The sequence below is a fragment of the Phenylobacterium sp. LjRoot225 genome (assembly GCF_964252855.1).
In the GTDB taxonomy this organism is placed as follows: domain Bacteria; phylum Pseudomonadota; class Alphaproteobacteria; order Caulobacterales; family Caulobacteraceae; genus Phenylobacterium.
The window spans coordinates 869,030-892,044 of the sequence record NZ_CAXUPL020000002.1 but is presented as its reverse complement, the minus strand read 5'-3'; the positions used below and the strand labels follow the sequence as shown (position 1 = coordinate 892,044).

The 23,015-nt window shown below is 66.7% G+C and carries 17 protein-coding genes and 1 pseudogene; 13 read left to right on the top strand and 5 right to left on the bottom strand.

What is annotated here, in order from left to right; all coding sequences use genetic code 11:
* Positions 1-34: 34 nt before the first annotated feature.
* Together ACSQ2B_RS14445 and ACSQ2B_RS14440 are read right to left on the bottom strand one after the other, a co-directional pair.
* On the bottom strand, positions 35-1,768 hold the full coding sequence (locus tag ACSQ2B_RS14445) for a hypothetical protein (RefSeq protein ID WP_436050812.1): 1,734 nt from the start codon (positions 1,766-1,768) through the stop codon (positions 35-37).
* A complete protein-coding gene (locus tag ACSQ2B_RS14440) occupies positions 1,765-2,667 on the bottom strand; it encodes a hypothetical protein (protein WP_436050810.1) in 903 nt (300 codons plus the stop codon). The genes ACSQ2B_RS14445 and ACSQ2B_RS14440 overlap by 4 nt, the downstream gene beginning before the upstream one ends.
* 289 nt (positions 2,668-2,956) lie before the next feature.
* Between ACSQ2B_RS14440 and ACSQ2B_RS14435 the strand changes: the two genes are divergently transcribed.
* From ACSQ2B_RS14435 to ACSQ2B_RS14405, 7 genes are all read left to right on the top strand, one after another.
* Positions 2,957-3,865 carry a hypothetical protein gene (locus tag ACSQ2B_RS14435; protein WP_436050809.1) on the top strand — a complete coding sequence of 303 codons (909 nt, stop codon included), beginning with the start codon at positions 2,957-2,959 and terminating at the stop codon, positions 3,863-3,865.
* The gene (locus ACSQ2B_RS14430) at positions 3,858-5,513 is read left to right on the top strand and encodes a polyprenyl synthetase family protein (RefSeq protein WP_436050808.1); all 1,656 of its coding nucleotides are present in this window, start codon (positions 3,858-3,860) and stop codon (positions 5,511-5,513) included. The genes ACSQ2B_RS14435 and ACSQ2B_RS14430 overlap by 8 nt, the downstream gene beginning before the upstream one ends.
* The gene (locus ACSQ2B_RS14425; protein ID WP_436050807.1) at positions 5,513-5,968 is read left to right on the top strand and encodes a hypothetical protein; all 456 of its coding nucleotides are present in this window, start codon (positions 5,513-5,515) and stop codon (positions 5,966-5,968) included. The genes ACSQ2B_RS14430 and ACSQ2B_RS14425 overlap by 1 nt, the downstream gene beginning before the upstream one ends.
* A 207-nt stretch (positions 5,969-6,175) precedes the next feature.
* Positions 6,176-6,619: a hypothetical protein gene (locus tag ACSQ2B_RS14420; RefSeq protein WP_436050805.1), complete on the top strand. Its 444-nt coding sequence runs from the start codon at positions 6,176-6,178 to the stop codon at positions 6,617-6,619.
* A 306-nt stretch (positions 6,620-6,925) separates the two neighbouring features.
* Positions 6,926-7,750: a calcium-binding protein gene (locus ACSQ2B_RS14415; protein ID WP_436050803.1), complete on the top strand. Its 825-nt coding sequence runs from the start codon at positions 6,926-6,928 to the stop codon at positions 7,748-7,750.
* Between the two features lie 758 nt (positions 7,751-8,508).
* The gene (locus tag ACSQ2B_RS14410) at positions 8,509-9,258 is read left to right on the top strand and encodes a Crp/Fnr family transcriptional regulator (RefSeq protein WP_436050801.1); all 750 of its coding nucleotides are present in this window, start codon (positions 8,509-8,511) and stop codon (positions 9,256-9,258) included.
* A gap of 810 nt (positions 9,259-10,068) precedes the next feature.
* Positions 10,069-10,365 (top strand): hypothetical protein, encoded by a 297-nt coding sequence (locus ACSQ2B_RS14405; RefSeq protein WP_436050799.1) that lies wholly within the window; start codon positions 10,069-10,071, stop codon positions 10,363-10,365.
* 484 nt (positions 10,366-10,849) lie between these two features.
* On the opposite strand, the gene ACSQ2B_RS14400 is transcribed toward ACSQ2B_RS14405, so the two are convergent.
* From ACSQ2B_RS14400 to ACSQ2B_RS14390, 3 genes are read right to left on the bottom strand one after another with little or no spacing between them, the layout of a single operon-like run.
* On the bottom strand, positions 10,850-12,337 hold the full coding sequence (locus tag ACSQ2B_RS14400) for a pyridoxal-phosphate dependent enzyme (protein ID WP_436050797.1): 1,488 nt from the start codon (positions 12,335-12,337) through the stop codon (positions 10,850-10,852).
* On the bottom strand, positions 12,334-13,755 hold the full coding sequence (locus ACSQ2B_RS14395) for a pyridoxal phosphate-dependent decarboxylase family protein (RefSeq protein ID WP_436050795.1): 1,422 nt from the start codon (positions 13,753-13,755) through the stop codon (positions 12,334-12,336). The genes ACSQ2B_RS14400 and ACSQ2B_RS14395 overlap by 4 nt, the downstream gene beginning before the upstream one ends.
* A 57-nt stretch (positions 13,756-13,812) precedes the next feature.
* Complete coding sequence (locus ACSQ2B_RS14390) at positions 13,813-14,115, bottom strand: nickel-binding protein (RefSeq protein ID WP_436050793.1); 303 nt, start codon at positions 14,113-14,115, stop codon at positions 13,813-13,815.
* Between the two features lie 144 nt (positions 14,116-14,259).
* Here ACSQ2B_RS14390 and ACSQ2B_RS14385 point away from each other — a divergent pair, with 144 nt between their 5' ends.
* The 6 genes and pseudogenes from ACSQ2B_RS14385 to ACSQ2B_RS14360 all read left to right on the top strand — a co-directional run bounded on the left by ACSQ2B_RS14385 (position 14,260) and on the right by ACSQ2B_RS14360 (position 22,864).
* Positions 14,260-15,222, top strand: coding sequence for an AraC family transcriptional regulator (locus tag ACSQ2B_RS14385; RefSeq protein ID WP_436050791.1), 963 nt, complete (start codon positions 14,260-14,262; stop codon positions 15,220-15,222).
* A 694-nt stretch (positions 15,223-15,916) separates the two neighbouring features.
* Positions 15,917-17,758, top strand: a complete 1,842-nt coding sequence (locus ACSQ2B_RS14380) for a CHASE3 domain-containing protein (protein WP_436050790.1) — start codon at positions 15,917-15,919, stop codon at positions 17,756-17,758.
* 705 nt (positions 17,759-18,463) lie between these two features.
* Positions 18,464-18,697: a BON domain-containing protein gene (locus tag ACSQ2B_RS14375; protein ID WP_436050788.1), complete on the top strand. Its 234-nt coding sequence runs from the start codon at positions 18,464-18,466 to the stop codon at positions 18,695-18,697.
* A gap of 536 nt (positions 18,698-19,233) precedes the next feature.
* The gene (locus tag ACSQ2B_RS14370; RefSeq protein WP_436050786.1) at positions 19,234-19,935 is read left to right on the top strand and encodes a recombinase family protein; all 702 of its coding nucleotides are present in this window, start codon (positions 19,234-19,236) and stop codon (positions 19,933-19,935) included.
* Positions 19,936-19,998: 63 nt separating this feature from the next.
* Positions 19,999-20,151, top strand: a pseudogene (locus ACSQ2B_RS14365) (transposase); the annotation flags it as partial.
* A gap of 214 nt (positions 20,152-20,365) precedes the next feature.
* On the top strand, positions 20,366-22,864 hold the full coding sequence (locus ACSQ2B_RS14360) for a hypothetical protein (protein ID WP_436050784.1): 2,499 nt from the start codon (positions 20,366-20,368) through the stop codon (positions 22,862-22,864).
* The last annotated feature ends 151 nt before the right edge of the window (positions 22,865-23,015 follow it).

Genomic DNA, 23,015 nt, shown 5'->3' with positions numbered 1-23,015 from the left:
GTTCAGCCTCCTGGTCGATCGGATGAGCGCGGGGTCATGGCCGGGGCAGGTCTCCCGACTCGGCGAGGTCCTCGAAGCTCGTCCCCTCGCGCCGCACGCGCAGCTTTCCCGGGAAGACGAGGCCCTGGCTGGAGATCTCAAGCCCTTCCAGGCACGACTGGAGTTCCGCGACGCCGACCACCACCGGCGGGATCGCCTCGATTTCGCGGGCCTGATCGTCGGCGAACTCCTCCGCCAGGCGACCGCCCACATCGTCGATCATGCCCTCGATCACGCCCAGCATGATCCAGCCCACGATCGGAATGATCAGGTCGACGAAGACGTCGCAGCAGCTTTGCCCGGCGTCGAACTCGCCCATCTCGGGATCAATTTCGATCGAACAGGTCTCGTCCGTCTCGGTGACGACGACATTGAGGAAGATCGGACCGGAGAAGGTGACGTCGGGGTCCGGCCAGCAGTCGATGTGCACCTCCGCCTCGCCCTCCGCCCAGAGATGTCCGCGCGCTTCGTCATGAGCGCCCGGGTCGGATGGCGTGACGGTGAGGCGCTTGAGGTCGGCGTCGCCCTCTTCCGTCTCGATGAACTGGCTGCCGTTCTTGAGGTCGGGGAAGGCGGAGTCGATCGACGCCGCGATGATCTCGTCCAGCTTCGCGCGGCCCACCGCCAGCGCCAGCGAGCCCCCGCCCAGGAAATTGTCCGGCGGGACGTCGTCGGCCTCCGTCCCGCTGCGGCGGTTCATGAGGATCGCCAGCACCCCGTCCGCCGGCAGCAGGAACCCCTTCGGCGTCGCGAGCGGCTCGTCGGGATCGCCGCTGTCGGGCGTGTACATCGGGTAGCGCTTGTCGGCGAGGTAGGCGGCCGCCTCCGCGGCGATGACGGCCTTGGCCGAGGCTTCCGTGAACCACGGCTCGGTGATGGTCCCGAAGCCGGCCAGCTGGGCGTTCACCAGCGGCGTCAGCTGAGTGACGATGAGCCCTTCGGCGGGATGCGAGCCGTCGAACGCGACGACCGTCGCCAGGGCCGGGTCGGCCGGCGCGGTCCCCATGTTCACCGAGACCGAACTGTCGGTGGCGACCACCTCCCGCCAGAAGGTGACGACCCCGTATTGGGCGAAGACCGCCGTAGGAACGGTGGCGTGGATCGGCAGCGTGACCTTCAGGAACTGGCTCGCGCCATGGGGTTCGAGCACGGCCGTTATCGGCGGGTTGCCGCTCTTGTTCGGCGGGCTCAGGGAGGTGTCTCGCACGCCGTCATAGAGGACGAGCGTATTGCCGGCCTGGGCGAAGGTGTGCGTGGGAAGGTCGTCGTAGCGCTCATGGATCGCGTTTTCGAAGCGGGCGGAGTCCAGGGCCGGCAGACCGGAGACCGCCGGAACGTTGACGGCGCCAGCCTCGACGCCCGCGAAATCGACCCCCAGCTGGTCTTTCCCATCGACCTGCCAGGTGGCCAGGGCGCCGGGAACCTGCACCGCCGAGCGCAGCGTCACGCGAGCGAGCGCCGGATCCGGCGCGTCCGGGATCTCGGCGGTGACCTCGAAGGGGAGGGTGAAGACGATGTGGGCGCTGTCCTGGAACGTAAGGTCGGCAGGACTGTCGTTGTCGTCGATCAGCCGCACCGAGATCGACATGGCGCGCCCGGAATAGGTGCGGTCGAATGGGCCGATGTTGTGTGGAAACAGCGCCTCGTTCTTAAGCGCAAGATGGAAGATCGCCTTCACAGGCGCGAGACCCAACTCGACGCAGAAGTCGAAGTTGGAGGTCAGGCTCACGGCTTCATGCTCCCGCCCGGATCCTTGAAGCGGACCGATGTGATCCACGACCGGAAGGCGTTCGGCTGTTCGCCCGAGGCGATCTTCCGGAAGGCTTCCGGCGTGCGGATCGGGAAGGCCATCCGCTGGATCTGGCCGAGTTCGACGAGGTCGCGAGCCAACTCGTGCCGGTCCTTGTAGAACCAGGCGGTCTCGAGCGTGACCGACTGCGGTCGTTCCGCCGCCGGCGGCAGGTCCGGGACCGCGGCGCCGAGATCAAGGCGCCGGACCGCCTCCTTCCACGGCTTCATGCCGATGCTGGAGCGCACCGCCAAGCGCCGCGGACCGGGATAGCGCTTATTGCCCGCCGGCCGCACCGGCTTGATGCGGGTCATCACCTCGGCGTTCAGCGGCGGGCGGTAGGCCGGCTGAGCGTCGCCGACCATCCGTGGCTCGAGGCCGAGACGGTCGAAAAGGACCTGCGCGAGCCAGGTCTCGTCATCGACTCGCGGCGGCGTCCCCAACGCCTCCGTCAGCTTCGCCTCAAGCGCCTCGCGGCGGGTCCGCAGGCGGGGCGGATGGCGGACCGCGCGCAGCACATGGTCCTGCATTTCAGGAGTCAGCTTGATCCCGTACCGTTCCATGGCGAGCACGGGGTTGATCGCCATCATCACGCCGAACTCGGGATCTTCAGAGATCCGCGCGGCGATCTTTCGGAAGGCCACGGCCACGCCGCGGTGGTCCTTCACCTCAAGGGTCTCGAACGTCTTCGGGGGCTTCAGGGGCGACAACCTGTGCTTGAGGCCCGCTGCGGCCCGCGACCCTGCCCGATCCGGCGGCGCGCCGGTCAGCCCGGCCTTGCTGCGAGCTGACGACGCCTTCGGTCCGCCCTTGTCATCATCGCCTTTGTCTCGCGACATCTCGATACCTCGAAATCTCACGACGCGATGAATATGTATCCATCGCGATCGCGCAAGTATACCGCAAACAAAAAAGCTTTTATGTAGATCAACATTATTGCTATCTTCGACAGCGTGTCGGGCAGCACGGTTCCGGAAACGCGTGGCGAAATTCAACGACCCAGAACTATGGGCTGAACCCACCGGTTTAGGACCTTGCGGCCCGTTCCCGGCAAAGCGGCTAGCCGACGGCGTGGAGCGCCGCTGGCTTCACTATGCCTTCCTATCGCGCGATGGTCGATACAGCTTAGTGGCGAATTCTGCCTGGCTGGGTCCGCCCGACGAAGATACGGAAGACGCCACCCGCGTAACCACCATCCTGCTGCTGCACGAGCGCGGCAGGCCGTGGGCGTCGAGCCAGTTCAACGCAGACATTTCGCGCCCGGCGTGGTCAGCCTTCCGACAGCCCATGCCTCTGCACGAGCCAGGCCGCCTGCAGATCGCCGCCGTCGCGAGCGAGCCTGCGGTGGACCTCATGCTTCGCCGTACGAGCCGGCCCTGCACCAGCCAGTGCGCGGTCTTCGCGGGCAGCCATCACCTGCGCTGGCAATCCGAGACCGGCGTGCGCGCCGCCGGACGCTGGCGGTTTCACGGGCGCGAGGTGGAGATCGACGCCGTGGGTTACCATGAGCGCGTTCGCGGCCGTTGGGGCTGGCCCGAGCTGGATGAGTGGGTCTTCGGATTCGCCAACGATCTCAGCTCGGAGGGCGACCGACCGCCGACCTATGCGGGGGTCTTCACCTTCATCAAGCCGCAGTGGCCCGCTGACGCGACCACGGCCTCCTTCATGCTCTGGAAAGATGGGGTGATGCGGCGCCATTTCCCGCGCCGCCGCGTGACGTTCGCTGTCCGCGGCGAACTGGCCCGGGAACATGTGACCCTCACGCCGCCGCTCGCAGGGCTTTTTGGCGTGCGGCCGATGGCTCCGGTCCCGAAGCGCCTGATGATCAGCGCCCGAATGGCGGACGACTGGGCGGTGCTGGAGTTCGAGGCCGAGGCCTGCGCCCGGGTGGTGATCCCCAGCGAAACGAGCTTGCCGGCCTTCAGCGTGCACGAGGTGGTCGGCGACTGCGTCCTGGCCGGCTCGCTCGACGGGGAGCGGTTCGAGATCCAGACCCGCGGGATTGTCGAGTTCTCGGGCGGGGCCCGGCATGATTAAGGCGGCCGCGGACCTGCTGGTGGCGACCGTCGAGACCCTTGCCGCCCGCGCTCCGGCGATCGCGGCGGCGGCGGCGCACGAGCTGGGCGATATCCGGCTGGCCTTGCACTTCGGCGACGGGAGTCACGCCTCGCTCCACCGCGAGCACAGTCGCCTGCTGGCCGCCCGGGAGCGCCTGGCGGCGCCCGCCGTCGAGGTGCGCTTCGACGACCGGGCGCTGAAGTTGCTGTTCGACGCCCAGCACCGTCCGGTCGACGCCGTCTTCGAAAAGAGCTTCGACGTCCGCGGGTCGCGCGACGAACTGCTGGCCACCTGGCGATGTTTCAGCCTCCTGGCGCAGCGCGCCTCCGGTCTGCGCGCCGTGCAGGCCTTGTGGTGCGCATACCGCGACCTGTCCCCGCCGGAGCGCTGGAGCGAACCGGCGACCACGACCGCCAGCGTCCGGCGAACGGGACCGGCGTTCTGGGGCGACGTGCGGTGGCCGGCGCTCGACTACCTCAACCATCGCTATCCCGCCGATGTCGAGCTCTTCCGCGACGACGTCGAGCCGGTGCTGGCGCCGGGCCGCAGCCTCTGGGACGGGCGCGAAGGGCGAAGCTGGGCCGATCATCCGGAGCTTTTCGACAACGACCTGGACGAGACCATGCGGCGACTGAAGCGCCGCGTGGTGGACGAGATCCTCACCTTGGTGCCGAAGCGCCAGCCCGGTCCCGAGCTCTACGACCTCATGATCGACTATGTGAAGCGGGAGGGTAAGGGCCTCAGGCCCACGCTGGTGCTGGCCACCTGCATGGCCTTGGGCGGTCGGGCGGACGACGCCATCCGCGCCGCCGCGGCGCTGGAGATGTTCCACAACGGCTTCCTTGTGCACGACGACATCGCCGACGAATCCACCCACCGGCGCGGCAAGCCCACGCTGCACGAAAGCCATGGCGTCGGCCTCGCCGTGAACACCGGGGACGCGATGAACCTCTTCGCCGTCGACCTGGTGCTCTCCAACCTTCCGCAACTGGGGCTCGCCCGGACCCTGGGGGTCATCCATGAGATCCTCCACATGTGCCGCGAGACGGTGGAGGGACAGGCCGTGGAGCTTGGCTGGATCCGGCGCAACTTCGTCCCCCTGCGGGACGCCGACTACAGCCGGATGAGCACGAAGAAGACCGGCTGGTACACCTGCATCAGCCCCTGCCGGCTGGGCGCCGTCTGCTCTGGCGAAACCGCGCCCGAACGGCTCGACCGGTTCAATGAAGCCTTCCGCCTTATCGGGATCGCCTTCCAGATCCAGGATGACGTGCTGAACCTGATCGGCGACACCGCCCTCTACGGCAAGGAAGCGCTCGGCGACCTGCTGGAGGGCAAGCGCACGGTGATGATGATCCATCTGTTCCGCTCGGCCGATTCCGCCGTGCGCGCCCGGATGAGCGCGATAAACGGCCTGCCCCGCACGGAGAAGACCTTCGACATGGCGATCGAGATGCTGGACGCCATGAAGCGCTACGGCTCCATCGACCACGCCATCGCCCTGGCCGACAAGCTCGCCCAGGAGGGGGTGAGGCGCTTTGAACGCGACTTGGCGTTCGTGCCGGAGAACTCGGCCAAGGCGGTCCTGCGCCAGGTGGCCTACTATGTCACCACGAGGCCGCTCTGATGGCCGCGGGCCGTGAGCCGCCGGCCGCGTTCGGGCCCGCCGACCGAGCCCTGTTCGAGCTGTTGAGCGCGCAGAACCTGGTGCTTCGCGCCGGTCTCTGCACCCTCGCCCGCCTCGGCGTCGCTCTGCGCAAGGCCGACCCGGATCGAGCCGCGGCCTGGGCCGACGCGATCTCGCGGCATCCGGTCTACAAGGCGGGGCAGTTCCTGTTCGACCTGATGGAGTGGGAGGACTTCATGCTGGACGGCCCGCCCCCGCCGCTTGCGCCCGACCTCGCCCGCGACCTGGCGGTTCAGCTGGCCGACATCCTCGGTCTGAACTCAACGATCCTGGCCGAGGCGGAACTCCCGGCGGCCGCGCTGCCGGACCTGGAGTCCGGCTTCTATCTCTACCGTGACGTCGTGCTGGGCCTTATCGCGCTGGCGACCAGCAGCGGCCGGATGGCGTTGGGCTAGGTTTCCGCCGCCCTGGCCCGGTTTCGGGCGGCCGCTCGCCGAACTCGCCCCGGGGAGCCAACGCTGTCGGGACTGGCGCGGCGGGCGGCACGACGTCGCAGGCGGGAGCAGCCTCTGCGGAAACCAGAGCATTCATGTCGTTTGATAGAATCTCCGCTGTCGTCCGGAGGTTGTGTCCTAGCTGAGTTTTCAGAGGACACCTGGAACATGTATTTCGCCCCCTACTTCGCCGCGTGTCTCGACGACGCCGATCTCTCCAACGGAGCTTCAAGCCAGCCGGATGTCGTCGACTTTGAGCCGATCGCAGCGGCCGCCGAATTCACACGGGAGGGTTGGAACAGTGGAGCCGGCGACTTGGCGCGTGCTGTCGTTCTCGCCGCGGCGTTGGTGCAGAAGACCAAACCGGAACTCGTGGACGCCGTCGCGACCTACGTTAGCACCGCCAGGGTGAACTTCCGGTGGGTCCTGCATGACCTCGCTTGCGCGCGCCGGCGATGTGCCGAGGCGCTGGAGGTGCTCCAGAGCGCGGCCGCGCGTTTAGACGTCGCAATGGCCGAAGCTGAGCACCAAGAGCGAATGTCGCGGAGCCTCCCGAGCGCGGCGACATCAGTCGAGCGGTGCGGTCTGGCATCACAGGCTTGTGGCAGGTGAGCGGCCGCAACGACTATCGCCGGCGCGTGGCGCTTCTCTATGGGCGCTCCCGCTCGCTGGGGCTCGATGTGTCGATCCGAGCCGTCCGACACCCGCGTAGACTAGCTCACTGTTTGCTTGGCAGCAGCGAGACGTTCCCGCGGCGAGTCCGCTTCACGCAGAGGTGACGGAGACCTGCCAGGGGCGCTTCTCATCTGTTGTGTCGGGGACGTCACCGGCAAGCCCAGCGTGGGTGCAACCGTGGCCCTGCCAGCGCCGCCGCTGCGCGCGAACAGCGACGGCGCCGCGCCAATGGATCGGACCGAGATGACGGCCTACACGTTCGAGACGATCACCTCTGCCGAGGCCGCGAACTATTCGGCGTCAAGTGACACGCTGCAGTTCGCTACCCCGGGGGCGAACGCTTGGCAGGCCAGTCTTGTTTTTTCACCCGCGACCGATTGGTCATTGGACTACGTGACCATCACGGTGGGCAGCCGTTCCATAGATTTCGGCTTTGGCATCCATGGTAGCGACGCCCGGTTCCCAGACGGGAGCCTGCTGTTCATTGGTTGCCCGCTGGCGGAGGACTGGTGGCTCGGCAGTGCGAGCGGCGACGCGATGTTTGGCGCTGGCGGCGACGACAGCCTCACGGGTCTTGGGGGAGCCGACCGGCTGCAGGGCAACCAGGGTCGGGACACCCTAGTCGGCGGCCAGGGCGACGACTGGGTGGTCGGCGGCAAGGACAACGACCAGCTGTTCGGCGACACCGGCGACGACATCGTCAACGGCAATCTCGGCGCGGACACCTGCTCCGGCGGGGAGGGCGCGGACATCGTCCGCGGCGGTCAGGCCAACGACCTGCTGGACGGGGGCGCTGGCGGGGATTGGCTGTCGGGCGATCTCGGGGATGACACACTGACAGGCGGCGCCGGGGCGGATGTCTTCTACTTTTTCGCCGGAGGCGGCCTCGACCGGGTGCTGGACTTCAGCGTCGCGGACGGGGATCGGGTCCAGGTCTTGCCCGGTCAGTCCTACAGCCTGAGCCAATCAGGCGCGGACACAGTGATCGACCTCTCCGGCGGCGGCAGGCTGGTCCTGGTCGGCGTGCAGCTCTCAAGCTTGCCGGGTGGGTGGATTTTCGGCGCTTGAGGCGCCCGCTCGCGCCTCGGCCGGGACTAACCCAGTCCAAAAGACGGCCCCACACGGGTGCTGGCGCGAGACGCTAGGACAGCGCCGCTTGGCCCGCTGGGCCGGGAAGCCTAAGCGCTTCCGCCATGCAAGGGCGGAGCGGTCGTCGCCCAGGACCGATCTTCAGTCAGTGCGGCCTCGACGCGAAGATCGGCGGCCTGGCGGAGCAAACGCTCCTTGTCCGGATGAAAGCTGATCATCTTGGCCAGGTGCTCGGCCGCCTCAGCTTCCCGGAGAAGTTGCTCATGTCCCATGCCCAACTGCGGACTTGGACCCGCAGCTCCTTCATTGGCGCCCTGCAGTCAGCAAGGCCCGCGGGCGGAAATGATATAGCGCTCCAATTCCGGCGCCTTGATCGAATGACAATCCACCTGCGCGCCTGGCCGGGCCATCTTGATCCGACTACCTGTGTTCGTCCCACCGGGGTGACGAAGGGCGTGCAATCGACCCATGGCGAACCTTGTCAATACGCCTTTGAGTTGTCTCAAGCATCGTAGATTGGTGATCCGGAAGAAGGCAATTCCGCATAGCTTGTGAGCATCAATGTGACTGAATTCAACCACAGGTAAATATGTTCACGACGTGGTGAATTCAGCACTTCGATCTTATCGCGGCCAAAATAGCACGGTGCGTGTGAGTTCATCAAATCAAGGGAACTCAAAGTCACCCCGCCGTATTCGTATTTCTACTCGGAGCTACGTGTATTAGTGGAGGGGGTTATGTCTATGTTGAGCGCCGGCCGCGTTGTTGCGCGCGGCGGGGGGGCCGCGTTCGCCGAGGCGGCTGACGTCGGACAGGTCGACGTCGGGCATGTGCAGAATTTCTGGCGGAGAGTGGAGCGCATGCCGGTCGGCGCCAGCATTTCCGGTCCCGAGAACGCGAAGCGCCAGATCGTCGTGGTCTCGGGATGGCTTACCGAGACGCAGATCCTTCCGGACGGCCGGCGGCAGATCTTCACCTTCCTCCTGCCTGGAGATGTGGCGTGCGTCGGCGGCTCCTCGCACGCCGGCAGCCGCGGCTTGGTCGCCTTGACCAATGTGGAGATCGCCGACGCCGCGGTCCTTGAGACTGGCGACCGGGCAGCCGCCTCCATTACAGATGCGATCCGTCAACGCGAGCAGCGGCTGTTCGACCATGTCGTGCGGATCGGCCGGCTGACGGCCAAGGAACGGGTGCTGAACCTTCTGCTCGAGCTTCACGATCGGCTCGACGCAGTGGGTCTCGTGAAGGAGAACTCCTTCCGCCTGCCGCTCACTCAGGAAGTGTTCGCCGACGCGCTCGGGCTCAGCGTGGTGCACATCAACCGAACGCTGCAGCAGCTGCGGAGCGAGGGGATGCTGACGGTCGGGCGCGGCATGGTCACCTTGCACCAGCTGCACAAGCTCGCGGCTGTCGCCTGCTACCAGTCCGCCTCTGAGCGCGTCGGGCTTGAGCGTCAGCCGCGCAGGGCCGGCGGGGTCCGGGACTAACCCAGCGCGAGAGGGGTCGAATGGTGGTGGTCATCAGCGTCGCGCGGCGGAGCTCGTGGCCGAGCCGGAACTTCAGATGCTCATCTGCAGCTTCGTGGCCATAGATGCCGTCGGCCGGTGATTTTCCTGAGCCGGCCACGTGCGCCTGAATCGGGCGACGAGCGCAGCCTTGCAAAGCAAGAGCCAGTCTTGATGCTCTTGCTCAACAAGAGCCCGTCTTCTTGGGTCGCGAATACGGGTGAGCAAGTGAGCACAATAGGTCGCCTGCTCGTGATAGAGCTTCGTCCGATCCAAGGCGTTTCCGTCCCTACTTCTCGCTGATGGCGAGTTCGTTATTCTGCGCACCGTATTACATGCGTTGCGCAAGAAGGTTGTATAACACAATTTAACACGTGTGGGTTTAGAATCAAGGTGAGCGCAATGCCCGGAAACCGCTAGCTTGCGGACGTTGAACCGCGGTCCTTCTATGGCCACGTGCACGCGTTGGAACAGGGGCGCGGCGCACCAGCACGCGATAGCCGAGGTCGAGGTGCGACCCGATCAGGGCGGGGCTCGCGACCCCGTCGCTTTGAACTCATCGACCTGAACCGTTGGGGCACGACCGGATCGCAACATCGCGCGACCTAGTGGGCGCTTCCATCATCGCCCTGTCTTTTGAAGCACTGGAAGCTGCACTGTCGGCGCACTTGAGTTCAGCTACGGTTCATCGTCGACATGAGACCACAAGCTCGGCTGTTGATTAAAACGGCAGGCCGTCGAACCGACACGCACAGACCAACGTTCAAGAACTCCGCGGCGGAAGGAAGCCAAATGAGCGACGACGACACGAGCAGTGCTGAGCAACAGGCCGCGCTGGCCCCCCCGGGGGTCTACGCGAACCAGGTCTTTCTGAACGTCATCGACGGTATGGTTCGGTTAAGCTTCGGCCTGAAGGCGGGCGGGCAGCTTCGTTATACTGATGCGGTCACAGTCAGCCCCGGCTCGGCGCTCGCATTGCGTGAGCTGATCGACACCTACGTACAGCCGCCGACCGCGGCGCCTGCCAAACGGAGGAGCAAGAAGGCGCCTTGGGAACTGGCTCCGGGGCGTGCGCAAGCTCGGCATTAAAACCTGCTAGCGACCTCTTCGCCTAGGCCTGCCATGCCGTACATGCACTACGACATCCGCCGCCTTGCCTGGTGTTTTTGGGAATGGGAGGCCGACTATCACAGGCAGCTTACCGCTCGCTAACGGCCTGATCCCCGAGGGAAAGTGGCGGTGGAGGCAGTCGCCGAGCAACTCGTCTCCGCCTAGGAGTGACGGCAAAATCGTTGTCTGTTCATGGCAGACGCTCGGGTGTCAACTCGCGGGCGCCCATCGGCGCTCTGTTCTGACCAATCCTGGATCCCTAGGATAGTCGTCTCAAAACTTGTGCCTTTCGCGCTAGGGCCAAGAACTTAGCCCGCGCCGCTTCTGAGCCAAGCATATGAGCTAGGAGGCGCAATGCGCCGACTTGTGAGCTAGGTGGCCATGCCGACCACCCCGTCCGTTCGCGCCTAGCGTACACTCAGCCCACTTTCTTGCAGTGACCCCTGAAGGCCGACGCAAGGACCTAGGCTGGAGCGGGCGCCCGGGGATGCAGCCAGGCCGGCAATAACTCCTCTGGAGCCAGGCGAGCGTCTTGGCGCAGGAATATGCCGGATGCGTTGAGCAGGACTTGCAGGCGCCCTTGCATGTAGGCGTCGAAGACGTCCGTGCAGCCCCCGACGAACTTGCCGCCGACAAAGACCTGCGGGATCGTCGGCGACCCGGTCCTTCCGGTCAGCGCACGGCGCATCCGCAGGCCGAGTTCGTCCGCCTGCAGCGCCAGGGCGTCCAGGGCGACGACATGGTAAGGGATCTCGAGCGCGTCGAAGAACCGCCGCACGGACCAGCAGAACTCGCACCATTCCAGCGCGAACAGCACGACAGGCTCGCCGGCGATGACCTCGGCCACCCGACGCTCGACCTCCGAGTCCGCCGCAGGCGGGACCGCCGCGACGGCCGCAGGGGGTGCGCCCGCGCCGTCGAACCGCGCCGACGGCGTCGACCGCGAAATGGCCAGCTCCTCCGCCGTCATGTCGGTCGGGACGTCGGCGAACAGCGGGGTCGAGAGATAGCGCTCGCCGGTGTCGGGAAACATGCACAGTATAGTCGAGCCTGAGGGAGCTTCGGCCGCCACCTTCAGCCCGCCGACCAGCGCCGCGCCGGACGACACGCCCGCGAACACGCCCTCGGTCTGGGCCAGCCGCCGCGACATGGTCATGGCGTCGCCGCCGTTGATCGGCACGATCATGTCGATCAGGCCCTCGGCGACCGCGTCGGCGGTCAATTTGGAGATGAAGTCCGGCGTCGTGCCCTGGATGGGGTGCGGTTGGAACAGCGGGTGGCTTGCCGGCGCCGCGCCGGTTTGCGGCGGCTGGGCGACGCCGCCGCCGAGCAGGCGGGCGTTGTCGGCCTCGACCACGACGATCCTGGTCTCGGGCCGCGACCGGCGCAGGGCGCGGGCCACGCCCTTGAGGGTGCCGCCGGTGCCGAAGGAGGTCACCCAGTAGTCCAGTCGCTCGCCGCGGAAGTCTTCCAGGATCTCCTGGGCGGTGGTTTCGGAATGCACGTCGGCGTTGGCCTCGTTCTCGAACTGGCGCACGAGGAACCAGCCGTTCGCCGCCGCGAGCTCCAGGGCTTTCAGGTACATGCCGCTTCCCTTCATCGACGCCGGCGTGAGCACGACCTTCGCGCCTAGGAAACGCATCAGCCGACGCCGCTCGACGCTGAAGCTCTCGGCCATGACGATCACCAGCGGGTAGCCCTTGGCGGCGCAGACCATAGCCAGGCCGATGCCGGTGTTGCCGCTCGTGGCCTCGACAACCGTCTGGCCCGGACGCAGAAGGCCTTCGCGCTCGGCGCGCTCGATGGCCGCGAGAGACAGACGGTCCTTGACGGAGCCCATCGGGTTGAAGGCCTCGACCTTTCCGAACAGGCGGCGGCCGGTGGGCGCCAGGCGGGACAGTTCCACAGTGGGCGTGCCGCCGATCGTTTGAAGGATGGATGCGTACTTCATGCTGGAGCTCCAATCGTAAGGGGGGATTCGAATTCGGCGCGGACTTGACGCCAAGCGGAGAGGACCGCGTCGGTTAGACGGTCGACATCGCCTTCCGTGAGCGGTCCGGAGATGATCGACAGACGCAGCACGCGCCGCGCGCGCCACTCGGCGCCGCAGGCCAGGCATGCGGTATCGGCCTGTAGCCGGGCGATGACGGCCTGCGTCGCGCCATCTCCACGCCCAGGTGGTCCGAAGGCGACGATGATCTGGTTCAGGACGACGTCGTTCAGGACGACGACGCCGGGCTCGGTCGACAGCCTGGCCGCGGCGCGGCGGGCGAAGGCGCAGTGGCCGCGCACCAGATCGGCGACCCCGGCGCGGCCAAGGTGCCGCAACAGAGCCCAGGCGGCGAAGCCCCGCGCTCGACGCGACAGCTCCGGCACGCGCTGGGCGGGGTCGTAGACCCCTTCGCCCTCGGCCGGCAGGTAGCTTGCGACAATGGACATCGCGCGCCTGTGCGCCGCTGCGTCGCGCACGATGGCGAAGCCGCTGTCGTAGGGCAGCTGCAGCCATTTATGCCCGTCCACGGCCCAGGAGTCCGCGGCCTCGACGCCGCGGGTGAGGGCGTCTAACTCGGGGGCGACCCGCGCCCACAGGCCGAAGGCGCCGTCCACGTGCAGCCAGGCGCCGTGTTCGCGGCAGGCGCGCACGATCGGCTCGAAGGGATCGAAGGCCCCGGTGTTCATCTGGCCGGCCTGGGCGATGACGATGGCTGGACCCTCCCCAGCCGCGAGGGCGGCGGCGAGCGCGCCCGCGTCCATCCGCCCCTCCGCGTCGGCGGCGATCCGCGTCGCCTGCGAGCCGAAACCGAGGTAGCGCAAGGCGCACCCGATGGTCGCGTGGGCTTCCTCGCCCAGCAGTATGCGCACCGGCGGGGCGCCGACCAGGCCGAAGGCTTCCACGTCCCATCCGACCCGCGCCAGCACCGCGTTCCGCGCGGCGGCAAGGCAAGTGAAGCTGGCCATGGTCGCGCCGGTCACGAAGCCGACCGAGCTTTCGGCCGGCAGCCGCAGCATGTCCACCAGCCAGCGCCCAGCGACCTGCTCGGCGACGGCGGCGGCAGGCGAGCAGCCGTGATTGCCGGCGTTCTGTCCCCAGGCGCTGGTCAGCATGTCGGCCGCCACGCCCGCCGGGTGCGAGGCGCCGATCACCCAGCCGAAGAAGCGCGATCCCGCCGCGCCGGCGAGGCCTGGCTCAGCGGCGGCCACCAGGTCGTCGATTACCGCAAGGGCGTCGCGGCCCTGCTCGGGCGTCGGACCGTCGAACCGGGCGTTGAGCGCCGCGCCGTTCAGCGCCGGCCACGGCGAGCGGCTGTCCAGCATGGCGCGATAGCGGCTGGCGTGGCCAAGCGCTCGTTCGAAAAGTGGGTGAAGCATCACGGCGGTTCTCCGCTCGCCAGGGTCGGCCCCAGCCGACCCTGGCTCTGGCGCAGCTCAAGCGGCGACTGCGTCGCCGACGGGGTCGGCGCGGACGATCACCGTGTCGACCACCGGCACGATGTTTTCCGCCGGCATGCCGACGCGGGCGGCGTGGTCGACGATCGAGTCCACGTCACGCGCCTGATAGATGCAGACGGTTCCCATGCGGCCGTCGGGCTCCCTGACGACGTAGCTGCGGATCCAGCGGACGCGGTCCGACATCTCGGTGTCGCCGATACGCGCCGACTTGGCGCCGGCGGCTTCCAGTTCCTGCAGGTTCGCCCAGGCGCTCGGGCGGCGGATGACATAGAGGTCCATGGTTCTTTCCTTGCTTCGATCAAGCGCCCGAAGCCGAAGCGGCCGTCAGGCGACGACGCCGGTGTAGGCCGCACCGCGGGCGGCGATAATGATCGGGCCGCCGCTGATCTTGACCGTTCCGCCGGGTTTGGGATCACTGCCGCCATGGACGCACTTTCCGACATCCTACGGGTAGTGGGGCTGACCGGCGGCCTCTACCTTGAGGCCGAGATGACGGAGCCGTGGGCGGTCGTGGGCCAGGTGGCGCCCGAGCTCTGCCGCCCCTTCATGGTTGAGCCGCAGCGGGTGGTCGGTTTCCACTACGTGCTTGAAGGCGGCTTCGATCTTGATGTCGGGGATCTCGCGTCGGCGCGCGTGTCGGAAGGCCAGGTCGTCATGCTGCCGCGCAACGAGATGCATGTTCTGCGCAGCGGAGCGAAGACGACGCCGCTGCCGGCCGCCGAGGTGGTGCGTCCGCCAGAGGCTTTCGGCGTGGCCGGGGCGACGTTCGGCGGCGGCGGCGCGAGGACGCGTATGGTGTGCGGTTTCATGGGCGGCAACGAACAGCTCTATCCGCTGCTCTCCAGCCTGCCGTCGGCAATCGTCGTCGATGTCGCCAACCTACCGGGAGGCGACTGGATCGCCGGCACCCTCACCTATGCGGCGCGCACCTTGGCCAACGGCGATCCGGGCACGGCGACCGTCGTAGCCAAGGTCTCAGAACTGCTGTTCGTCGAGACCTTGCGCCGGCATCTGGCGGCCATGCCTGAGGACGCAGTCGGCTGGCTGGCCGCTCTGAGGGATCCGGTGATCGGCCGGAGCCTGTCGCTCCTGCACGCGCGTGTCGACCAGGCGTGGACGACCGAGGCGCTGGCCGGCGCGGTAAACATGTCACGCTCCGCCTTCGCGGAGCGCTTCACCGCGGTCGTCGGCGAACCCCCGATGACCTACCTAGCGGGCTGGCGCATGCAACTCGCCTGCCAGATGCTGCGGGACTCCATTCGCTCCGTGTCGGAGATCGCCTTCGAGGTTGGCTACGGGTCCGAGGCCGCCTTCACCCGGGCCTTTCGTCGCGAACGCGGCGTGCCCCCTGCCAGCTGGCGCAGGCAGGCGCGCCAGTCGAACTAGGGTGTGGGCGAACCATCGGAATGCACCGATGCCGTTGAAAAAGGACCGTTGAAGCCGTGACTCCGGCCTGATTCACTCCTGCTGAGGCGGGCTGCTCCAACGAGCCGCCAGTCGAGCAGTGATACGGACATCCAAGGCCGACCTTGTACGCGAGCAGCAAGTTCAAGGGGGATGGCGTGCGCCAACCCTTCCGTACTCGCGAAGAAAACCTTTGGGAGCGGCTGTTCGGGGAAGGCAACCTTGACGGTTGCCTCAATCGTTTCCATCACGTCATTAGCTCACTGAGGTGCAACCGCCACTATCAGCCTTCCTAGACTAACGGCAGATTTCCACCCTTCTGAGAAGTTGGGAGTGTCCGCTTGTCGGAGGTGGTCGGCCGCCTCCCGGCGCCGCTGACACGCCTGTGAAAGAGTGCTGACATCGACTTTGAAAACCGACAGTTCGTGTTGCGCGTGGATCCCGCTAGTCCCAAATCTCCTAAGTTTTGCGAGAGCACAGTGCACTTGGCGACGGTATCGTGGAACGGTGTCGCAGAATTTGGCCGCAGAAGGCGACCTTTTGCGACCTACATTTGCAACGGCGGCTGGCGCATCAGTGCTCAGCGCGCGCGTTGGCCTTGCGAAGCTACTAGATAGGCGCGACCTTCCATCCGCGAGTGATGCATTCGCTGGGGCGGAGCTTGGGTGTGGCGTGGTTGCGGCTGTACGACGTCGTTCCTGGCGCGAAGCGTCTCGCTGTCGCCATCGTGGCGAGCTTCGGCCTGCTGCTCGTCGCCGGAGCCGCAGCAATCGTGCTGGCGAACCAGGCGGCCGACGCGGAACGGCGGGTCACCCACACCCTTGAGGTCCGGCGCGTCAACCAGGCGCTCTTCGTCAGGGTGCAGGGCGCCACCCTAACCGAGCGCGGCTATCTGATCACGGAAGACCCTCGCTACCTCGCCGCCTTCGAAGCCGCCAAGGCCGACATCCCGCGTCTAGAAGCGCGTCTGCGAGACCTGACCCAAGACAATCCGGCGGCGCAACAGCAGATCGCCGTTCTCCATCGCGCCATCCTCACTCAACTGGGTGAGCTCGACCGGACGCTGAATCTCCTGCGGGGCGGGCGGCGTGATGAGGCGGTCGCGGCCGTGCGCGCCCACGTCCACTTGAACCCTATGGAGGACGTGCGGGCCGCCGCCGTGGCGATCGAGGACCGTGAAGTGAGCCTTCTCGCTGGGCGCGAGGCGCGGGTGACGGCCAAGCGCACTATGCTGGTGGGCGCGATCGCGGTTTGCCTGCTCGCAGCGATGGTGTTGGCGCTGTTCGTGATGCGGGTCGGCCGACGCTCCGTCACCGAACTGACGCAGAGGAGCGCCGCTTTGGCAGATGCGATGCAGCGCCAGGCCGTCAGCGAAGGACAGCTACGCCAGCTGCAGAAGATGGAGGCGATCGGCCAACTCACAGGCGGGCTTGCGCATGACTTCAACAACATGCTGGCGATCATCATCGGCAACCTCGACATGCTGGCGCGACGTCTTGCCGATGACGCGGCACAGCGTCGGTACGTCGACCGTGCGCTGGAGGGTGCGCAACGCGCGGCGCAGCTCACCCAGAGTCTGCTGGCCTTCTCCCGTCAGCAGCCGCTGGCGCCCGCCTCATTGGATGCCAACCGCATCGTGGCGGAGATGTCGCAGATCCTGCGCAGCACGCTCGGCGAACAGATTACCATCGAAACCGTGCTCGGCGGCGGCCTGTGGCCGGCGTTGATCGATCAGTCGCAGCTCGAGAGCGCGGTGCTCAACTTGGCGCTCAATGCTCGCGACGCCATGCCGCAGGGGGGGAGGCTCACGATCGAGACCGCCAACGCGTTCCTCGACGAAGCCTATGCTCGCTCCGACCCTAGCGTGACGCCCGGCCAGTATGTGCTGCTGGCGCTCACCGACACAGGTGTCGGCATGCCGCCTGGAGTGGTCGAGAAGGCTTTCGATCCGTTCTTCACGACTAAGGGCCCCGGCCTGGGCACCGGGCTCGGCCTCAGCCAGGTCCACGGCTTCGTCAAACAATCCGGCGGGCATGTGAAGATCTACAGCGAGCCTGGCGCGGGCACGACTCTCAAGCTCTACCTACCCCGCAGCTTTGCGCCGGCGGGCGCTTCCAACGGATCTGTCGAGCCCGTCCCCGAGCAGGCGCCAGCGGAGACTTGGGTCCTGCTCGTTGAAGATGAGACGGGGGTGCGGGAGTTCGCCAACAACGCCCTTCGGGACCTCGGCTATCGCACACTGGAGGCGTCAGACGGCCGAACCGCCCTGGAGCTGCTCCAGACCCATCCCGAGATTGAGCTTCTGATCACCGACGTGGTCATGCCCAAGATGACCGGCCGCCAACTCAGTGAGCAGGCGCTGAAGCTCCGACCCGATCTGAAGGTCCTGTTTATGACCGGCTACACGCGCAACGCCATCGTCCACAACGGCGTGCTGGACCCCGACGCTCGGCTCCTCACCAAGCCGTTCACGCTGTCGCATCTCGCCAGCAAGGTGCGCGAGGCGTTAGGGGCATAGGGTTGGTGGAGGGCGGCGACCTAACGAAGCTGCCGGCTTTACTCCGCCCTCGGCCTGGGCGCACTTGGGGATGACCGGTTCTGGGCGCAGAGCCAAGCTTTGCCGGAGCAGGGCATCCGCAGGCGAGGCGAGGGCGAGCTTGCGGTGCGGGAGGCCTTTCCCAGCGCAATCCTCATACGTCCGGCGGTGATGTTTGGCCCGGACGATGCGTTCCTGTCGATACTCCACTCCTCAAGCTGCTGCGGCGCTACACGGTCTATCCGATGTTCGGGCGCGGCCAGACGCGGCTTCAGCCGGCCTTTGTGGAAGACGTGGCCGAGGGTTCTCCATCGCCGTGCAGCTTGGGGCGGGTCTCTCCCGCTCCGGTCTGCGGACCCCGCGGATCCACCGCCTTGCAGAGGGGCTACTGAGCGCCCAATTGTGACAATGGCTCCGGTCCAGAAACCGGAGCTTGGCTCGCCTGCTCCGCAGCCCATGCTGACGTCTTGTGCCGGAGGCCGCGAGCACTCCAGCGCGCCTTCGGATCATCTGGATGGAACAAACGATGGCCGCCGCGGTTTGTGTGCAGGCGTAGCCTGCGTCATGGACCAGGGCCAATAATTCCGAGCCTGGTAATAATGGCTCGCGTCCAAGAGAGCTGCGACCGAGGCTGAGCGGGCCGTCCGCGTGATCCGCGTCTGATCGCGCACCTCAAGGAGGTCTAAGATGACCGAATTGGCGACCTATCCAATTGCCGACCTGCGCATTCGCGTTGCAGTGCAGGCGGGTCTGCACAGAAACACACACTTCGATATGTCCGACATAATGGTCGACGTCGATCATGGCGAGGTGTCGCTTTACGGTGTGGTCTCCCGCCCTGCCGCAGCGGAAGCTGTTGCTGATGCGACCGCGGTGGAAGGGGTCCAGCTTGTTCGAGACGGGCTGACCCTTCCCCACTAAAATCAGCCCGGCATTCTGACCCGGTCGTTCGACGATGCGTCTCCAGACGGCTTGAGCACGGTCGCTGTGAGATCACATGGCCAGCAGGGCCGGACGCCTTCCTGCGCGAAGGGCTCGTTAAGGGGGCGCTCCGGCCGCGTGCTGACCGCCCACTCGGCGCCAGGGCATTGTTGGGACACAGATATACGGTAGGGCGTGCGAGGGATTACGCAGCCGGCAATCTCAACGGCATGCACCCGGCAGCGTCGAGCACGAGGGCGTCCGACCAGACGAAATCACCGGTCAGGTTGATATGGTCCCATCCGAGTGGTGAGAGCTGCGGGATCAGCCCGTCGTCGGTCGTCACCGTGCTTTGCGAGCCTCATTCTATCGTCGATAGTTCCAGGGCGAGGATCCGGTGGGTTGGGACGCAGGAACAGCCACGCGGGATTTAGGGGAAATTGACTCGAGACCCGTTGGGGGTCTGAGTGGCGGTGGAGGCAGGCGCCTCGCAATTCGTCTCCACCTAGCAATGATGGCAAAGTCGTTGTCTGCTCATGGCTGACGCTCGAGTGTCCGCCGGCGACCAGAGCATCGAAGCCCAGCGCCATCAGATCGGTCGCGACTTCGATCGCGAGTTCAGCCACGAGAAACTGAGCGGATCGGCCTTGGCTGCGAACGGGCCAAGTCTTGCGAAGCTGCTCGAGCAGCTCCGGCCCGGCGACAAATTATACGTCTATGCCGTCGATCGCCTTGGGCGTGACGCGCTCGACGTCCGGTCCACCGTGCGCAGGCTGCCCGAGGCGGGCGTCTCGGTCCACATTGATGGCTTGGGTCTGATCGTCCGAAGGGTAGGGAGATCATCCTCGCGGTCCTCGCTCAAGTCGCGGATATCGAGCTCAGGCGGATCCGGGCGCGCACAGCCGCGGGCCGCGCTGCGGCTCGCGCTGTCCTGGCGGCCACAGAACCGGGCGAATATCAGGGACACCGCCCTGCGGTTCGGAGCGGGCGTTGCCCCGCGCATCCATCCGAGAAGCGGACCGTCAACCTGTTTACGGTTCGTCCAGATTATCGCTGGGTGGAACATATCTCGAACGCGACCCCTCTTTGCCAAGGCTGCCGCCGAGATTTGGTGCCCCGCAGCCGACGACCCGCCAGTCAGAACAATGTCATATTGCGTGAGGCGCAAGGCGTACGGCGCGCCGACCCCACTCTGGTTGAAAGCTCGAATGCCTAGAGGTGTCGCCTGGCATGCTTAGAGGCAGTTTGGAAAATCGCCGGGCGGGATTCCGGCCGAGGGCGGGTTATGCTTCAAGCTCTGAATGTGGACAGAGCAGAGCCGTGGCCGGATGGCCAAGAAGACCAAGCGCTACCCGTCTGACCTGACGGACGAGGAGCGGGAGCAGATTGCGCCGTTGATGCCAAAGCCCGGGCGTCGGGGCCGTCCGCGCGAGGTCGAATTCCGCGAGGTGATCGCTTTGAACTTTCGCGCATGGATGTGGTAACGATATCATGTCTGGAGATATGTCGTGGAGGGGGAAGGATGAACAGAGCTGATCATCGCCAATTCGTGAGCCCCTTGCAGTCTCACCGCCGCGGCAGCAGAGCGTGAACAGCTGGTTCGTAGACGTAAAGGCTGCGAAATCCGCAGCGGTTCGGGCCTGCTTGGTAGAACGATTGGCCACAGCCGTGCGGTCGCAGCTTGCGAGCGGCCAGCGCCTATCGTCGGGCTGGCAGCGCCGGTCCGGCCGGCGCGTGCTGACCCTGGTGCTTTCTCTTTTCGTCGGGACGCTGGCTCACCGCGTGGCCGCTGCGCCGTTCGATTTGACCGGGCCCACGCTGCAGATCAGCGTCACGCGAGACGGCGCGACCCTGCCGATCGCCAACGTCCCGAACCTTGCGGCAGGCGACGAGATCGTCATAACGCCGGACCTGCCTCCAGGCGAGACGGTGCGCTACCTGCTGGTTGCGGGTTTCCTGCGCGGGGCGACTAATCCACCGCCAGAGAGCTGGTTCACCCGGACCGCAGCCTGGAAGCCGGGCTCCAGCCTCAAGGTCACGGTCCCGCCAGCGGCCGAACAGCTGCTGGTCTTCCTGGCGCCGCAAACGGGCGGGGATTTCCGCAGCCTCGTGAGCGCCGTGCGCGCCCGCCCGGGTGCCTTCGTCCGCGCCGCGCAGGAGCTGGGTCAGGCGAGTCTCGACCGCTCGCGCCTGGACGTCTTCACGGCCCAGGTCGCCCGGATCAACCAAATCGATCCAGGCCGGCTGCAGACGGCCTCGCCGCTGCTGGCGCGCAGCCTGGGGATCAAGATCGATCAGGCCTGCCTGAAGAAGGTGACCGAGACCCAGGCTTCGTGCCTAACGCAGGATCGCGACGCCCTGGTGCTGGACGATTCCTCGCGGGCTTCGACGCTCCAGACGCTCGCCTCTGGTTATTCGGCCGAACTGGTGCGCGAACTCAGCAGCACGCCCTGGGCGGGATCAGGCAACTATAGCCCCTATATCGCCTCCCTGTTCGACATCGTTCACCTGTTCGACGCCTCGCGGACGGCGCAGTACCAGTACATCCCGGCGCTCAGCGTCGTGGTGGGCAAACGCCTGACGTTGCTGCTAAACGCGCCGCCCTCGTTCCGCAATCCGCAGTCGGTGCTGGTGGCGGCCTTGCCGCCGGTGTCCCCGGCGGAGCCGCCCAGGTTGCATCCGGCCGAGCCGGCGGCGGTTTACTGCGCTGCTCGTCCCGACCTCGTGCTGCCGATGGATGGCGCGCCGCTCGTCTTCTCCGCCAGCTATGCGCACGACCTCAGGGTCCGGCTGACCGGAAGGTCGGGCAGCCTGGAGTTGCCGGCCCGCGCCGATCCGGAGCGCGGCGGGATCGTTGTCGACCCCACGGCTGCGGCCGGACGGCGCGACTTGGCGCCCGAGGGGCAGCTTGTCGGCGGGTGGGGGTTTGCGACTTTCGAGGGGCCCACGGTGCAGTTCGTCGCGCCCAAGCCGCAGGCCTGGAGCGCGAAGGGCGGCGTCCGGCCGTCCCTGATCGTGGGCCAGGAAAGCACCTTGCAGCTCGCGGGCGAGGCGACCGCCTGCATCGAAAGTGTCCGGCTGCAGTGGCCCTTGGGTGGCGAGACCCCGCTGGCCTGGAGCGTTTCGGACCCGACCGAACTGAGCATCCACCTGCCGCCGAAGCCCGCGGGTGGCGGCGACTTCCAGCTGATGATCCGCACCTTCGGGCTGAAGAACGCCGACCTGGTGCCGCTCGGCCAGTATTCGCGCCCGAGCCGGATTGCGAACCTGACCTTTCACGCGGGCGACCGCTCCACCCTCCTCATTGGGGAGCGCCTGGACGAAGTGCAGGACGTTGTGCTCGAGGGGGTGCGCTTTACGCTTGCGCCAGACGCGTCAAATTCTGAGACCCAGATCGCACTGACGGCGACCGACCTCCAAGGGGTGGAGCGGCTGAGCGCTGGCGACGCGATTTCGGGCCAAGCCCGCCTGAAGGATGGCCGCAGCGTCCCGATCCGGGCGACCGTCGCCCCCGCCCGGCCGCGGATCGCCGTCATCAGCCGCAATCTGCGGGCTGAAGACGACGCGGGCCTGTCCATCCGCCTCGGGGGAATGGACGCCATGCCACGTAAATCAAAGCTGACCTTCGCCGTGCGCGTCCAGCCGCCCACCGTCTTCAAGGGGCGCGAGACGTTGCAGATCGAGACTACGAACGGCGCCTTCTCCGCCGAGCTCACCGCCGCGGAGGGCCTCATGCTGCAGGACCCGCAGGTGGCGGTCGCCACCCTCGATCTGCAGAACAAGTTCATCGCCTCGGCCTTCGGCCCATTGCGGCTCCGGATCGTCAAGGACGACATCGCGAGCGACTGGCAGCCGCTCGGCGTCCTTGTCCGCCTGCCGCAGATCAGCGGCGTGGCCTGTCCGGCTGGACGCCAAGGAAGCTGCGTGTTGAAGGGCTCCAATCTGTTTCTGATCGCCGCGGTGGCGGCGAGCCCGACTTTCGAGAAGTCCGTCGTCGTTCCCGACGGCTTCGCTGGCGACTCGCTGAAGGTTCCGCGGCCGCGCTCCGGTCGGCTCTTTCTGAAGCTGCGGGACGATGTGACGGCCGTCAATGTTCTCTTCGTCGCCTCGGCCTCGAAGGCCAGGCGGGCGCGCGAGACACTCGCCCTCGGTTCCGACGCTCAGTAGTGCGCCAGGTTCCCGCCGGCGGCCGACCGCTTCCGTCGGCCATGGCCGCGGCGGGCTTCAAGCTCGGCGAGACCCTCAAAGGGCTGCGCTATGAGACCTCAACGAAGGCCGGAGCCCCCGCGGGTGGCGGCCGAGGCCCGTGCGGGCAGCA

Coding starts and splice junctions, on each gene's coding strand:
- ACSQ2B_RS14440 (WP_436050810.1), bottom strand. CDS start 2,667: ATGTCGCGAGACAAAGGCGATGATGACAAGGGCGGACCGAAGGCGTCG.
- ACSQ2B_RS14430 (WP_436050808.1), top strand. CDS start 3,858: ATGATTAAGGCGGCCGCGGACCTGCTGGTGGCGACCGTCGAGACCCTT.
- ACSQ2B_RS14425 (WP_436050807.1), top strand. CDS start 5,513: ATGGCCGCGGGCCGTGAGCCGCCGGCCGCGTTCGGGCCCGCCGACCGA.
- ACSQ2B_RS14420 (WP_436050805.1), top strand. CDS start 6,176: ATGTATTTCGCCCCCTACTTCGCCGCGTGTCTCGACGACGCCGATCTC.
- ACSQ2B_RS14415 (WP_436050803.1), top strand. CDS start 6,926: ATGACGGCCTACACGTTCGAGACGATCACCTCTGCCGAGGCCGCGAAC.
- ACSQ2B_RS14410 (WP_436050801.1), top strand. CDS start 8,509: ATGTCTATGTTGAGCGCCGGCCGCGTTGTTGCGCGCGGCGGGGGGGCC.
- ACSQ2B_RS14405 (WP_436050799.1), top strand. CDS start 10,069: ATGAGCGACGACGACACGAGCAGTGCTGAGCAACAGGCCGCGCTGGCC.
- ACSQ2B_RS14400 (WP_436050797.1), bottom strand. CDS start 12,337: ATGAAGTACGCATCCATCCTTCAAACGATCGGCGGCACGCCCACTGTG.
- ACSQ2B_RS14395 (WP_436050795.1), bottom strand. CDS start 13,755: ATGCTTCACCCACTTTTCGAACGAGCGCTTGGCCACGCCAGCCGCTAT.
- ACSQ2B_RS14390 (WP_436050793.1), bottom strand. CDS start 14,115: ATGGACCTCTATGTCATCCGCCGCCCGAGCGCCTGGGCGAACCTGCAG.
- ACSQ2B_RS14385 (WP_436050791.1), top strand. CDS start 14,260: ATGGACGCACTTTCCGACATCCTACGGGTAGTGGGGCTGACCGGCGGC.
- ACSQ2B_RS14375 (WP_436050788.1), top strand. CDS start 18,464: ATGACCGAATTGGCGACCTATCCAATTGCCGACCTGCGCATTCGCGTT.
- ACSQ2B_RS14370 (WP_436050786.1), top strand. CDS start 19,234: ATGGCTGACGCTCGAGTGTCCGCCGGCGACCAGAGCATCGAAGCCCAG.